General features: G+C 69.6%; 12 protein-coding genes. 2 read left to right on the forward strand and 10 right to left on the reverse strand.

Annotation, left to right across the window (positions count from 1 at the left end):
- Window positions 1-132: 132 nt before the first annotated feature.
- From FZ033_RS20535 to FZ033_RS20580, 10 genes are all read right to left on the reverse strand, one after another.
- Complete coding sequence (locus tag FZ033_RS20535) at window positions 133-1,146, reverse strand: alginate O-acetyltransferase AlgX-related protein (protein WP_149577926.1); 1,014 nt, start codon at window positions 1,144-1,146, stop codon at window positions 133-135.
- Entirely contained in the window at window positions 1,143-2,219 is a 1,077-nt protein-coding gene (locus tag FZ033_RS20540) for an alginate O-acetyltransferase AlgX-related protein (protein ID WP_149577927.1), read from the reverse strand. Before FZ033_RS20540 ends, FZ033_RS20535 begins: the two co-directional genes overlap by 4 nt.
- A gap of 6 nt (window positions 2,220-2,225) precedes the next feature.
- Entirely contained in the window at window positions 2,226-3,611 is a 1,386-nt protein-coding gene (locus FZ033_RS20545; protein WP_149577928.1) for an MBOAT family O-acyltransferase, read from the reverse strand.
- 13 nt (window positions 3,612-3,624) lie between these two features.
- Window positions 3,625-4,326 carry an alginate O-acetyltransferase AlgF gene (locus FZ033_RS20550; RefSeq protein ID WP_149577929.1) on the reverse strand — a complete coding sequence of 234 codons (702 nt, stop codon included), beginning with the start codon at window positions 4,324-4,326 and terminating at the stop codon, window positions 3,625-3,627.
- Window positions 4,327-4,507: 181 nt separating this feature from the next.
- Window positions 4,508-5,137: an LbetaH domain-containing protein gene (locus FZ033_RS20555; RefSeq protein ID WP_149577930.1), complete on the reverse strand. Its 630-nt coding sequence runs from the start codon at window positions 5,135-5,137 to the stop codon at window positions 4,508-4,510.
- Window positions 5,119-5,838 carry a DUF1045 domain-containing protein gene (locus tag FZ033_RS20560; RefSeq protein ID WP_149577931.1) on the reverse strand — a complete coding sequence of 240 codons (720 nt, stop codon included), beginning with the start codon at window positions 5,836-5,838 and terminating at the stop codon, window positions 5,119-5,121. The genes FZ033_RS20555 and FZ033_RS20560 overlap by 19 nt, the downstream gene beginning before the upstream one ends.
- Before the next feature lie 65 nt (window positions 5,839-5,903).
- A complete protein-coding gene (locus FZ033_RS20565; RefSeq protein ID WP_149577932.1) occupies window positions 5,904-6,545 on the reverse strand; it encodes an MBL fold metallo-hydrolase in 642 nt (213 codons plus the stop codon).
- A gap of 134 nt (window positions 6,546-6,679) precedes the next feature.
- Window positions 6,680-8,035 carry a DUF3422 family protein gene (locus FZ033_RS20570; protein WP_149577933.1) on the reverse strand — a complete coding sequence of 452 codons (1,356 nt, stop codon included), beginning with the start codon at window positions 8,033-8,035 and terminating at the stop codon, window positions 6,680-6,682.
- Between the two features lie 138 nt (window positions 8,036-8,173).
- The gene (locus FZ033_RS20575) at window positions 8,174-10,729 is read right to left on the reverse strand and encodes an ABC transporter permease (RefSeq protein WP_149577934.1); all 2,556 of its coding nucleotides are present in this window, start codon (window positions 10,727-10,729) and stop codon (window positions 8,174-8,176) included.
- Window positions 10,729-11,454 carry an ABC transporter ATP-binding protein gene (locus tag FZ033_RS20580; RefSeq protein WP_149577935.1) on the reverse strand — a complete coding sequence of 242 codons (726 nt, stop codon included), beginning with the start codon at window positions 11,452-11,454 and terminating at the stop codon, window positions 10,729-10,731. Before FZ033_RS20580 ends, FZ033_RS20575 begins: the two co-directional genes overlap by 1 nt.
- A 106-nt stretch (window positions 11,455-11,560) precedes the next feature.
- Here FZ033_RS20580 and FZ033_RS20585 point away from each other — a divergent pair, with 106 nt between their 5' ends.
- Both FZ033_RS20585 and FZ033_RS20590 read left to right on the forward strand, forming a co-directional pair.
- A complete protein-coding gene (locus tag FZ033_RS20585; protein ID WP_149577936.1) occupies window positions 11,561-12,205 on the forward strand; it encodes an arylesterase in 645 nt (214 codons plus the stop codon).
- 193 nt (window positions 12,206-12,398) lie between these two features.
- Window positions 12,399-12,707 (forward strand): hypothetical protein, encoded by a 309-nt coding sequence (locus FZ033_RS20590; protein WP_149577937.1) that lies wholly within the window; start codon window positions 12,399-12,401, stop codon window positions 12,705-12,707.
- Window positions 12,708-12,754: the final 47 nt, after the last annotated feature.

Here is a 12,754-nt window from a genome sequence, read left to right on the forward strand (position 1 = left end):
ATACGGTGAACAGAATACTTCCATAAATACTCTGTTTACCATATTGGCCGGCATGCCCCCCATGCGCGCACAAGAAACGCGCCACTTCGGCCAATGGTGCAGCGCGGCGCGGAGGCATTCTTAACTTGCTGTTTACTTTCCGATCGCTGCCAGCATGCGCTCGCGCCAGGTCTGCGCGCTCATGATGGAGGGCGCATCCCATTGGTCGGTGGCCTGCGGGCCGCTGTGGAACGGCCCCTCGTTGAACTGCCACACCATCACCTGCGGCGGCGCCTTGGCGAAGTCCGGCGTGCCTACAGCCTGGAGGAAGGTGACCCACGGCCCCACATTGCCGGGGTTCCAGGTGAGGGAGACCGGGCGGTCGAGCACGTTGGAGAGCTTCTGCGGGAAGCCGAGATAGGGCTGCACGAAGCTGTTGCCCACCACATGGACGGGGGCCGGCCCGCCATCGAGCAGGGACGCCTTGGCGGCGGGCGGGGTGCGCACCGTGTAGAGGTCCGGCCCCACCTGCTTCTGCTGGTCGGGCGGCAGGAAGCGCTCGGCAAGGTCCCCCAGATGGCGCTGGGTGACCCATTCCCCCAGCTTGTCGCCGCCCGGCGCGCCGGCGATCTTGGCGACCTTGCCCTTGATGAAGGTGGCCACCGCGTCCGCCGCCGCCTCAGCCGACCATGCGGTCCAGTGGTAGTCGGCCCGGTAGAAGCTGGTCTGCCGGCCGGTCTCCACCGATTTCTGGGCGGGACGCAGGTCCAGCGTGTCGATACCGGCCTTCTTCAGTTCATCGAGGATGAAGTCGTACTGGCCCGCCACGTCCGCCGACAGGCTGGTGCCGTCCGGCAGGCGCGGCGCGTAGAAGCGCGCCTTCAGCGGCACCACGAGGGTGACGAGGGTGACGCCCCGCGCCGCGAGGGCCGCCTTGGCGTCCTTGATCAGCCCCACATTGGCGGTGATGCCGGCGCGGTCCAGAACGGTGAGGCTTTCCCAGCCCGGAAACAGCCAGCCGTCCCTGCCGATGATGAGGGAAGTGCCGCCAGGTGCGCCCTGCGCCGCCGCCGGAGCCGCACCCATGGGGGCGACAGACATCACCGCGAGCGACATGAGGCCGCCGACGATGATCCGGCGTCGGTTCAAGAAGGGGCGAAGCCTCATGTCCTCTCTCCCAGATAGCGGCGCTCGGTTTCGGTAAGAGGCTGTGTCAGGACCCGCAGGGGAAATTCCCACACCACCAGACGCACGCCGTCGAGCATCTGCGGTGTCGCATCGAGAATGTCCAGAAGGGCGCCGGCAAACCCCCCGCCATCCCGACTCCTCTGCGCCACCTCGCGGCCCAGCGCGGCCTGGAGGCGGTCGGCAAAACCCGAATTCAGGGAAAAGGACGAGCCGGCGAGAAGCACCGAGGGCACCGGAACGTCATCAAGCAGGCCGCCGGAGCGGGCAATGGCCGCATGCACCGCTCTTACCTCGTCCGGCGCAGGACCCGACCAGGGCCAGGAGCGCGACAACCCTGCAAGGCGCATGAGGTCGCCTACGCGGGGGGCGGGCGCGCTCTCGCCAAGCGACACCCGCGTGTCGCCCGGCCCCAGCCGCCGGGTGATCGCTTCCGCGAGGCGGCTGGCAGCGAAGCTGGCGCCCGTACCGCTCCAATGAGTGTCGGTGCGCAGGGAACCGCCCTTCGGCCAGTCCTTTGCGACATAAACCTGGTCGAGACCGAGGGACGCGCTCGTCGCCTGCCACGCCCCGCGCCGCCCTCGTGCCTGACCGGAGACAGCAAGCCCGCACAGGCTATCGGCCGCCAGTTCCGCTTTGTCCGGCACCGGCAGCACCACAAGCGCGATGTTGCGCCTGGCCATCTCGTCGCGGATGCGGACAGCAAGCTGTGCGCGGGCGACGAGGTTCTTTTCCCCGCCCTTGTACTCAACCAGTTCCTCGGCGAGGAAGAGCCAGCCCGGACAGCCGGCGCGCACCTGCGCCCCCGCATCCCCGAACAGGCGATAGGCGAGGCCGGAGGAGATATCGTCCAGGGCGGTGGTCTTCGGCATCGCCTCCACCACCGCCTTGTCCAGCACTGCGGCGAAGCGGCCGTTCTTGAGATTGCGGCCGGTGAGCGCCGCCGCAACGTTCGCACCGCCCGCTCCCGCAAGATGCGCCACGACGAAGCCGAGGCCGGCCAGCATCAGCGCCAGGAAGGCCAGGGTGGCGAGGGTGCGGGCGAGGGTCGTCATGGCGCGTCAGAACTGGAAATAGAGGAAGGGCACGACGATCCGCCCCTGCAGCACGAACACTGCGAACAGGAACAGGGGCAGCGCCGTCCACGCCCGCAGCGCATGGCCCGGATTGGGCGCGGAAGGGTCGATGCGCATCAGCTTGGGCAGATAGATGAGGCCGATGCCGAGGGCGAGGGTGACCAGCTCCAACGGCCGGATCGCCGCCCCCATGGCAGGCGACAGGCCGAGCCCGTGGGCGCCCACGAGGCCGGAGAAGATGCGCCCCGCCTCATCCCAGCTCGCGGCGCGGAACAGCGCCCAGCCGACCATGACGAAGGCCAGCGTGAGCACATGGCCCAGCACCGCCCCGGTGCCGGGCAGGCGCGCGGCCTTCCACACCCGCCCCACCATCAGGCCGAAGCCGTGCCACAGGCCCCAGATCAGGAAGGTCCAGCTCGCCCCGTGCCACAGGCCGCCGAGGCCCATGGTGACGAGCAGGTTCATGGAGACGCGGCCGGTGGCGCCCCGGTTGCCGCCCAGCGGAATGTAGAGATAGTCGCGTAGCCAGGTGGACAGCGAGATATGCCAGCGCCGCCAGAAATCGGAAAGCGAGGTGGCAAGATAGGGATTGTCGAAATTCTCCGGGAATTTCAGCCCCACCATCAGCCCGAGGCCAATGGCCATGGCGCTGTAGCCGGAAAAGTCGAAATAGAGCTGCAGCGTATAGCCGGCGACCGCCAGCGCCACGTCCGCCGTGGTGGGCTCGGCGATGGCGTAGCCCGCATCCACCATGGGGGCCAGCGTGTCGGCGATAAGCACTTTCTGGGCGAAGCCGAGCATGAAGCGCTCCACCGCGAACATGAACTCGGCGCGGTGGAAGGTGCGCGCCTTCAGCCGCTGCGCCACCCATTCGTAGCGCACCACGGGGCCGGCCACGAGGTGGCCGAACATGGACTGGTAGGTGGCATAGTTCACGAACGAGGGCTCTGCCGCGACCGTGCCGCGGAACACGTCGGTGGAATAGGAGATGGCGCCGAACACGAAGAAACTGAGGCCGATGGGCAGAAGCACGTCGTGCCAGCCCCACACCGAGGCCCCCAGCGCCCCGGCCGAATGGACGAACATGTTGGCGTATTTGAACCAAGCCAGGGACGCCAGCGGCCACGCGATCCCCACCACCAGCGCCCGCCGCCTTCCTGCGCCGTCCGCACGGGCGATCCACAGGCCCGTGGCCCAGGACCACACGGCGATGGAGACGATGAGCGGCAGGAAGTCCGCCCGCCACCAGGCATAGAACAGCCAGGAGAAGGCGAGGATGGCAAGGTTCCGCGCCGCCCCCGGCGTCAGCGCGTAGACGATGAGGAACACCGGCAGGAACAGGAACAGGAAGCTGTCGGAGGCGAAGACCATGGACCCCGCCCGACTAGTTGGCGGCGCCGCGATAGGGCTCGGTCTCGTCGCGTTGGCCGGTGAGCACCGGACCGGAGGCGCCGGGCAGCAGGAACAGGCTGTAATGGTCCCCGGCCTTCAGCGGCGGCAGGGTCAGGGGGCCGGAGGCCGCCGCCCCGCAGGTCGCCGCAAGGATCGCCTCGATGGGATTGATGGCGCGCTGGCGGGTGGCGTTGGGCGCCACCGCCTCGAACACGGTGGGTCCGCCATCGGCCACGGTCACCGCGCCCTCGCACCCGGGCACGAGATTGTAGAAGCGCAGTTGGGCCTTCAGGTCGTTGCGGCCCTCGGTGGAATCGGCGATGACCACCGCCGGGCCGCTCGACGGCACCACCACGGTTGAGAAGGCGTCGGCCGCCGGCACGATCTCCCCTGCCACCGGCCGGCCATCGATGCTGAGGGCAAGCGGCGCCCCGCCCTTCACCACGCGGTAGATGGTGGCCGTGTCGCCCGGTGGCACCGGCGCCGCCGGTCCGCTTCCGAAAGCGATGGGCGCGCCACTGCGGGCCAGGTCGATCACGCGCACATAGGCCGAGCCGGCCGGGGGCTTAGGCGCATAGAGCCGGGTCAGCTCCTGCCCCTGTGCGCCGAGGCCCGCCATGGTGAGCGCCAGGACGCCGAAGCCGGCGACGACATGGCGTGCGGCGGCACGCGTGACACGGATGGAGACAGGCATGCGCGGACCCCTGACCAGCCTGAAGACGGCTCAAGCCTTCGGCACCGCCCCGGAGCAAGTCCCGGGATCGTGCCGCGATCGAACGCTAGACAGTTAGGCCCTGAGCCGGCCGCAGACAACCAAGCCGCGCCGCCCATCACCCTCTATGGTTACGTGGTGACCGAGGCTGGCGCGCCAGCGCTCACCCCTCGTACTTCTCCAGGAAGCCCTCGATGGGCAGAGCGCGGAAGTCCGGCAGGGCGGCCCGAAGTCGCTCGTGGCTCCAGTCCCACCAGCCCAGCGCCTGGAGGCGCGTGGCGATATCCGCCGGGAAGCGCTCCTTCACCACCCGCGCCGGCACCCCGGCGACGATGGCGTAGGCCGGCACATCCTTGGTCACCACAGCCCCCGCCGCCACCACAGCGCCGGTGCCCACGTTGCGCCCGGCGAGCACCACGGAGGCATGGCCGATCCACACGTCATGGCCGAGGGTCAGGCGCTGGTCGCGGCGCCACTGGAAGAAGTCCGCCTCGTCCTCCTCGCCGGGAAAATAGGCGGAGGCGCGATAGGTGAAATGCGCCTGCGAGGCCCGCCACGTGGGATGATTGCCCGGATTGAGCCGCGTCATGGCGGCGATGGAGCAGAACTTGCCGATGCGCGCATAGGCGATGTCGGCGTCGTTCATCACGTAGGAATAGTCGCCCATCTCCACTTCGAGCAGCTTGGTGCGGGCACCCACCTCCGTATAGCGGCCAAGGGTGGAGGCCTTCACCTGCGCGGTGGGATCGATGAGGGGGACTTCGCCCAGCACCTTCACAGAAGCCCCCCGCAAGGCTCACCTCCGAACGGCAGGCGCTTGAGGATGCGGAAGCGCGCGCCGGGCGTCTCCTGCACATAGAGGGCGATATCGCCAACGCTCACCGGCACGTCGGCCCCGCTGGCCCGGTAGGCGTCGGCAAGGGCGTTCATGGCGTGGCTCCGCTCGCCCTCGCCCAACGGGCCGGTCAGCGTCATGTGGAAGCGGAACTCGTCCAGCACATAGGGATAGCCGTAGGTTTCGAGATATCCCGTCTGCCGCGCCGACAGGCGATCCGGCTTGCGACGCGCCATGTCCGCCGGTGAAAGCTGCGCCCGCATCCCCTCGAGCTCCAGCACGCAGGAGGCCGCGAGGTGTTCGAGCTTGGGTGCCGCCACCGCCGGTACCAGCGCCACGAACGGGCCGATGGCGCGCACTTCCAGGGGCGGCATCTCGAACGGATGGTGGCCGGCGGCGCAGACGGCGACCGCATCCACGAGGTCCCGTTCCGTCTTCCCCTCCGCGAGGCGGAACGGCGCCTTCAGCGTGCCGTGGAAGCCGTAGCGCCGGGGCTCGGCGGTGGCCGCATGCCAGACCTCGGCATCGAAACCGGGCAGGTCGGGACAGGCCGGCTCGGCGCCGGTCTGCGCGTCATAGCCGAGCACGCACGAGCCGAACCGCCACAGGGCGCTTTCGGCGGGCGGGGCAAGATAGAGGGCATAGCGCGGGGCGGTCACGGTGGCAGCGCCTCCTTGCGCGTCACGAGCGAAAGATCAGGGGGCAGAGGTCAGCGCGGCAAAAGTCAGCGCGGAAGGAACGGGTTGTGGGCCTTTTCGTCGCCGATGCTGGTGACAGGACCATGACCGGGCAGGCAGACCACAGTGTCCCCCAGCGGCAGCAGCTTGCCGACGATGCCCGCGATCAGCAGGTCCGGGTCGCCATAGGGAAAGTCGGTGCGACCCACCGAGCCCCGGAACAGGGTGTCGCCCACGATGGCGATGCCGACGCCCTTGTGCACGAAGACGAGATGGCCCGGCGTGTGCCCCGGCACATGCAGGATATCGAGGGTGAGATCGCCCACGCTCACCGTTTCGCCCTCGCTGAGGTAGCGGTCCGGCGTCACCGCCCGGGCATTGGGAATGCCATACTTGGCGGCGGCGGCGGGGATGTCGTCCATGATGAACTGGTCCGCCTCCCCCGGCCCCTCCACCTTCACGCCGAGGGTTTCGGCAAGCTCGGCGGCGCCGGCGGCGTGGTCCACATGGCCGTGGGTCAGAAGGATCTTGTCCACCGTGATCCCGGTCTCGGCGATGGCCGAGCGGATCTTGTCGAGGTCACCGCCGGGATCGATCACCACGCCCTTCATGGTCCTGGTGCACCACAACAGCGAGCAGTTCTGCTCGAACGGCGTGACGGGAACGACGGCGATCTGGATCGGCTGCATGAAGGGCTCCGCGTGAGCACGTTTGGCGCCGGCGGCGGGCATGGCCCGTCTCCGGTGAGGTTGTAAAGGGTCCGGCAGGATGGGCGCGGACGCAAGATGGCGGATGGTCCGCGATGGGCGAAAGGCCGCCGGCCTCAGTCGCTGTCGCCGTGGGACCGGCGGATTCGCCGCACCACCGACCACACGCCGAGCACCGCCACGGGCACCGCCAGCGCCGTCGCGAGCCCCACGTCCAGGTGGATGCCGAAGGTCCGCGCGTCGATCCCGCTCTCGTGGATGCCCTCGGCCATGTGGTGGAACAGGCTGACCACATAATAGGAGATGGCCGCCACCGAGAGGCCTTCCACCGTGCGCTGCAGGCGCAGTTGCAGGCGGGTGCGCTCATTCATGGAGGTGAGCAGGTCGCGGTTCTGCTGCTCCAGCTCCACGTCCACGCGGGTGCGCAGCAAATCGGCGGCATTGGAAAGCTTGCGGGCGATCTTCTCCTGCCGCTCCTCCACCGCGAAGCAGGTGCGCATGGCCGGCTGCATGCGGCGATCGAGGAATTGCTGCCAGGTGGGAAAGCCCGTCACCGGCACCTCGCGGATGGTGGCAAGACGCAGCCGCACGATCTCCATATAGGCCCGGCTGGCGCCGAAGCGGAACAGGGCGCCGGCCGCCCCCGCCTCCAGCTCGGCCGCGAGGCCGACCAGCTGGTTCAGGAGGTTGTTGTTGTCCACCAGTCCCTTGGCGGAGGTCATGGCGGTCGCCGCCGTGGCGAGCCGCGCCTCGATGCGCGCCACCTCCGGCGACAGGCGCTGCGCCTCCGGCAGGCCGAGCAAAGCCAGGGTGCGGTAGGTTTCGATCTCCAGCAGGCGCTGTACCAGCGCGCCGGCCGATTCCGCCCCCAGGCCCCGGTTGCGCACCAGGATGCGCACAAAGCCGGAGGGGTCGGGCATGAAGTCGGTGGCGATCTCGGCCAGGCCGTCGTTCACGTCGGCACGGGCGAGGCTCGAGCGGTCGAACACCTGGTCGAGGAAGAAATCCTCGGCAGTGTCGGGCACGAGGTGGAGATCCACCGCCACCAGCAGCGGGCCGGGCTGCGGCACTTCTCCGAAGGGGCTCGCCAGCGTCGCCGCCGGGGGCTGGAACGGCAGGCCGCCGGGCTGGATGCCGCTGGAGGGCAGATCCCAGGTATAGGTGCAGAATTCGGCGTGGCTCTCCCAGCGCAGCTCGGCGCCGCCGAACGAGACGTGATGATACTTGGCGCTCGATGCCGGCGTGGGAAGCCCCCGCGCGTGGCACAGGGCCGCCACGGCGGCGCGGTCGGCCTGGGCCGTGGCCGCATCCAGCAGGAAGGCGGCATGCAGCATGCGCCGGGGCGCCTGCACCGGCGCGAACGGGCGCGCGTGCAGTTCGCGCAAGACCTGCGCGCGCAAGGGATGGGCGTGAAGCGCCCGCCCTTCGCCGATGACGAGATCCGCCTCGCCCCCCGAGCGCTCATTGGCCATTGCGTCCGCTCCCCTGTGTGTTTTCTCCGTGCTGGCACGGCAACGACGCGCGATCAAGGCGCATGGCCCGTCGCAAGCGTCGCACCGGACCGGGCGGGAGAGGCGCGGACTGTCGGGGAAAACACCGCCCCTCCTCCCTCACAGATGCCGCAGCACCCGCGCCGGCGGCACGGACAGCGCCCGCAGGGTGCCGGCCAGCCCGACGCCCACGGTGACCACCAGCGCGCCGATGACCGCGCCAACAGCGGCCGGCAGAGAGAAGCTGAAGCCGATGTCCATCACCTGCGTCACCACCGCGAAGGCGGCAAGGCTGCCCGCCGCCACGGCCACCAGCGCGGTAGCAAGCCCCAGCCCGGCATATTCGAGGCCGTAGGCGAACATCAGTCGACCCCGCGTTGCCCCCAAAGTCTTCAGGATCACCGCGTCATAGATGCGGCCCTCGCGCCCCGCCGCCAGCGCCCCGGCCAGCACCAGCACCGAGGTGACGAGGGTGACGAGGCTCGCCGCGCGGATGCCGAGCGACAGGTTGTCCAACATGCGCTGGGCCTCCTCCAGCGTCTCCTTCACCCGCACCGTGGTGATGGCCGGAAAGCGCCCTGCCACGGCCTTCAGCAGCGCGACTTCCCGCGCCGTGTCGCCGCCGTCGGGAAAGGTGAGGGTGGCGAGCACCGTGTGGGGCGCCCCGGCGAAGGTGGCCGGCGAGAACACCATGACGAAATTGATGCCGAGCCGTTCCCACTTCACCTCGCGCAAATTGGCGATGCGGGCGGTGATGGGGCGGCCGAGCACGTTCACCGTCACACTGTCCCCCAGCGCGAGGCCGAGGCCCTTGGCCAGCTCGGCGTCGAAGGAGACCAGCGGCTCTTTCTCGTCGCCGCTCCACCACTGGCCCGCCACCACCCGCGAGCCTTCCGGCACCTCGGCGGCGCTGGAGATGCCGCGATCGCTCTGCAGCACCCAGGCGGCGGCGGCGCGCGGCTTCACCTCCTCGGCGGGGGTGTCCTTCACCTTGGTGATGCGCCCGCGCAGCATGGGCACCGCCTTCACCTCGGCGCCGGGGGCCGTCGCGGCCAGGAAGGCGCGGAACTCCGCCTCCTCGCCGCTGGGCACATCCACGAAGAAAAAGCTCGGAGCCGCCTGCCGCAGCGGGCCAGCCAGCTCCCGGCTCAGGCTCGCATCGATGAGGGCGATGCCCACCATCAGCGACAGGCCGAGCCCCAGGGACAGCACCACGGACGGTGTGAGCGCCCCCGGCCGGTACACATTGGCCAGCGCAAGGCGCACCATGGCGTCGCGCGGCCGGGGCGCCCGACGGGCCAGCGCCATCAGGCCGGCGGCGACGCCGCGCAGCAGCAGGAACACCAGCGCCGCCGCCCCGAGGAAAACCGCAGCTGCGCGCCGGTCCTCGGACGTGGCCATCGCCAGCACGACCAGCGCCGCGCCCACCACCGCCACCGCGAAAAAAGTGCCGAGGCCGACCTTCACCGCCGGCTCGCCGATACCATCCCGGAACAAGGCGGAGACCCGCGCCTGCTGCGCCCGCGCCAGCGGCAGCAGCGAGAACAGGGCCGACACCAGCACCCCGTAGAGCGCGGCCAACGCCAGCGCCGCCGGATCGATGCGCGGTTGCAGCGGAAACGGCACCAGGGCGCCGATGGCCGCGCTCGCCGCGAACGGCAGCGCCGCCCCCAGCACCAGCCCGATGCCGATGCCCAGCGCCGCGATGAGCCCGATCTCGGCGGCATAGGTGAGGAAGATGTCGCGCCGCGTGGCGCCCACCGCCTTCAGGGTGGCGATGACCTCGCGCTTGGCCGCCAGATGGCTCGACACCGCATTGGCGACCCCTACCCCGCCCACCATGAGCGCGGTGAGCGCCACCAGCGCCAGGAACTGGCTGATGCGCCGCACGTTGCGGGCAAGCTGCGGGGTGGCGCCGTCGCGGGTGCGCATCTCGAAGCCCGCCGCGCCGAAGCGCTCACGCGTGGCATCCATGAAGGCGGTGAGCGCCGCCGGCGCGGGATCGGCCAGCGCCACGCGATAGCTCCAGCGCACCAGGCTTCCGGGCTGGATCAGCCGGGTCTGCGGCAGCACCGCCTGCGAGACCAGAAGCCGCGCGCCAAAGCCGACGCCGGAGGAGAGCTTGTCCGGCTCGCTGTCGAGCACGGCGCGCACCTCCACCGTGGCGTCGCCCAACAGCAGGCGGTCGCCCACCTTCAGGCCGAGCCGGCCAAGCAGCACCGGATCGGCCGCCGCGCCGTAAAAGCCGCCCTTTTCGCCCAGCACGTCGGCGAGCGGCGCCGGCGGGCTGAGGGTCACCTGCCCCACCAGCGGATAAAGGCCATCCACTGCCTTCACCTCGGCCAGCGCCGCGTCGCCGCCGGCGGTGCGGGCCATGACCCGCAGCAGGGCGGTGGTGCCGAGGGTGCCGGCGCTTTCGAGCACCGCGCGTTCGTCGGCGCTCGCCTCCCGCTGCACCAGGGTGAAGGCGGCATCGCCGCCGAGGATGGCGCGGCCCTCTCGCTCCAGCCCCTGGGTGAGCGCCCCGGCAAAGGAGCCGATGCCGGCAATGGCCATCACGCCCAACACCAGGCAGCCGAGGAACACGCCGAAGCCTCGCCGCGCCCCGCGCAATTCACGCAGGGCGAAGCGCAGGGACCGGGGCAACTGCGGCGCGGCGGCGACGAACGCCCCCATCACAGCGCCTCCGCGCCGGCGCGGGGCATCATCGCGCTGTCGTCCTTCACCACCCCGGAATGCAGGGAGAGCACCCGCTGGCAGCGCCGCGCCAGGGCGGTGTCGTGGGTGACGAGCACCAGCGTCGTGCCCCGCGCCCGATGGACTGAAAAGATGAGGTCCATGATCTGCCGGCCGGTGGCCTCGTCCAGATTGCCGGTGGGCTCGTCGGCGACGAGGATGGGCGGCTCGGGGGCCAGCGCGCGGGCCAGCGCCACCCGCTGCTGCTCGCCGCCGGAGAGCTGCCCCGGATAATGCTGCGCGCGGGCGGAAAGTCCCACCGCCTCCAGCTCCTGCGCGGCGCGGGCGAAGGCGTCGGCGCGGCCCATCAGCTCCAGCGGCACGGCCACGTTCTCCAGCGCCGTCATGGTGGGGATGAGGTGGAACGACTGGAACACGATGCCGATGTGCCGGCCGCGGAACCGCGCCAGCGCATCCTCGCCGAGCCTTGTGATGTCGGTGCCGGCCACGGTGACACGGCCCTTGTCGGCGCGCTCGAGGCCCGCCATCACCATGAGCAAGGTGGACTTGCCGGAGCCCGAGGGGCCCACCAGACCCACGGCCTGCCCCGCCCCGATCTCGACAGAGATGTCCTTCAGGACGTGGACCCGGGCCGCCCCGGTTCCCAGGGAGAGGTCCACGTGCGACAGCGCAATGGTGGAACGCGGAGAGGACACATCATCCATGCCTGAAAATGCCGTGGCTCGAAAAAAGGGATCTGCGACGAGCGCCGCCGGGGAACGCCGGCGCGCCCGCCCATGGGAGACGGCATTTAAGGCACTGGCGGGGCTGATGGCCGCGCTCGCCCTGTTCACGTTCGCGTCAGGGATTGGCGCGTCAAGGATTTCCGCATCGGCGGCTGAGGCGCGCACCGTGCGCATCGTCGCCCTCGGCGACAGTCTCACCGCCGGCTACGGCCTGCCCGCCAGCGCCGCCTTCCCGGTCCAATTGGAAGCGGCGCTGAAGGCGAAGGGCCTCGATGTGAGCGTGGAGAATGCCGGCGTCTCCGGCGAGACCGCATCCCAGGGCCTCGCCCGGCTCGACTGGTCCATTCGCGAGGGCACCGATGCGGTGATCGTGGAACTGGGCGCCAACGACATGCTGCGCGGCCTCCCTCCCGCCACCACGCGCAAGGCGCTGACCGAGATCGTCCAGCGGCTGAAGGGGCGCAGCATCACCGTGCTGCTGGCCGGCATGAAGGCCGCGCCCAACCTGGGCAAGCCCTATCAGGAGACGTTCGACGCCATCTTCCCCGAACTGGCGGCGGCGGAGGGGGTGCTGCTCTATCCCTTCTTCCTTGACGGCGTGGCCGGCGAGCGCAGCCTGGTCCAGCCGGACGGGCTCCACCCCACTGCGGAAGGCGTCAAGCGCATCGTCTCCGGCATCCTGCCCAAGGCCGAGGAGCTGGTGGCGCAGGTTCAAGCCAAGGGGAGATAGGCGGGGAAGACAGGCCGGAGCGGGCGATGGGCCAGCTTGACTGACTAATTTTTCATCATTTTCCGCATCACCCATCAGCACTTGACCAATCCATAATCATTCATCTAAATTCCGCCGCTTTCCGGGAGGGATCGCCCTGCCCATTCGTTGCGTTTGCGTCCCCATTTTGCTTGAAACAACAGTGAGAATGACAATGGTTCGGGAATTCGAGTATCAGGGCGAGACCTTCCGCGTCACGGCCCACGGTGTTCATGGCCACGAAGAAATTTTCATCGTGCATATTGAAGAAGACGGCGTGGAGGGCGCGGAAATCTCCATCGACCGCATGACCGAAGAGAACGACACCAGCGCCCCCATCGAGGCCATCCTGGTGATGCTCTGCGACAAGCTCATCCCCCAGAGCGAGATCACCGTGCAGAACCCCGCCGCCCCCTTCGCGTGGCGCGAGGGCAACGTGGTGTTCCAGGTCCACGACGGCCTACAGGACATCAAGCACGACTGATCGGCGATCGGGTGCGCGCGGGCGGTTCGCGCGGCGCCCCATTGGAA

It is taken from the genome of Xanthobacter oligotrophicus, from assembly GCF_008364685.1.
In the GTDB taxonomy this organism is placed as follows: domain Bacteria; phylum Pseudomonadota; class Alphaproteobacteria; order Rhizobiales; family Xanthobacteraceae; genus Xanthobacter; species Xanthobacter oligotrophicus.

Bases quoted from the DNA above. Each gene is read 5' to 3' on its own strand.
- FZ033_RS20550 (WP_149577929.1), bottom strand. From the start codon at position 4,326: ATGCCTGTCTCCATCCGTGTCACGCGTGCCGCCGCACGCCATGTCGTC.
- FZ033_RS20565 (WP_149577932.1), bottom strand. From the start codon at position 6,545: ATGCAGCCGATCCAGATCGCCGTCGTTCCCGTCACGCCGTTCGAGCAG.
- FZ033_RS20570 (WP_149577933.1), bottom strand. From the start codon at position 8,035: ATGGCCAATGAGCGCTCGGGGGGCGAGGCGGATCTCGTCATCGGCGAA.
- FZ033_RS20585 (WP_149577936.1), top strand. From the start codon at position 11,561: ATGGCCGCGCTCGCCCTGTTCACGTTCGCGTCAGGGATTGGCGCGTCA.
- FZ033_RS20540 (WP_149577927.1), bottom strand. From the start codon at position 2,219: ATGACGACCCTCGCCCGCACCCTCGCCACCCTGGCCTTCCTGGCGCTG.
- FZ033_RS20535 (WP_149577926.1), bottom strand. From the start codon at position 1,146: ATGAGGCTTCGCCCCTTCTTGAACCGACGCCGGATCATCGTCGGCGGC.
- FZ033_RS20590 (WP_149577937.1), top strand. From the start codon at position 12,399: ATGGTTCGGGAATTCGAGTATCAGGGCGAGACCTTCCGCGTCACGGCC.
- FZ033_RS20575 (WP_149577934.1), bottom strand. From the start codon at position 10,729: ATGGGGGCGTTCGTCGCCGCCGCGCCGCAGTTGCCCCGGTCCCTGCGC.
- FZ033_RS20545 (WP_149577928.1), bottom strand. From the start codon at position 3,611: ATGGTCTTCGCCTCCGACAGCTTCCTGTTCCTGTTCCTGCCGGTGTTC.
- FZ033_RS20580 (WP_149577935.1), bottom strand. From the start codon at position 11,454: ATGGATGATGTGTCCTCTCCGCGTTCCACCATTGCGCTGTCGCACGTG.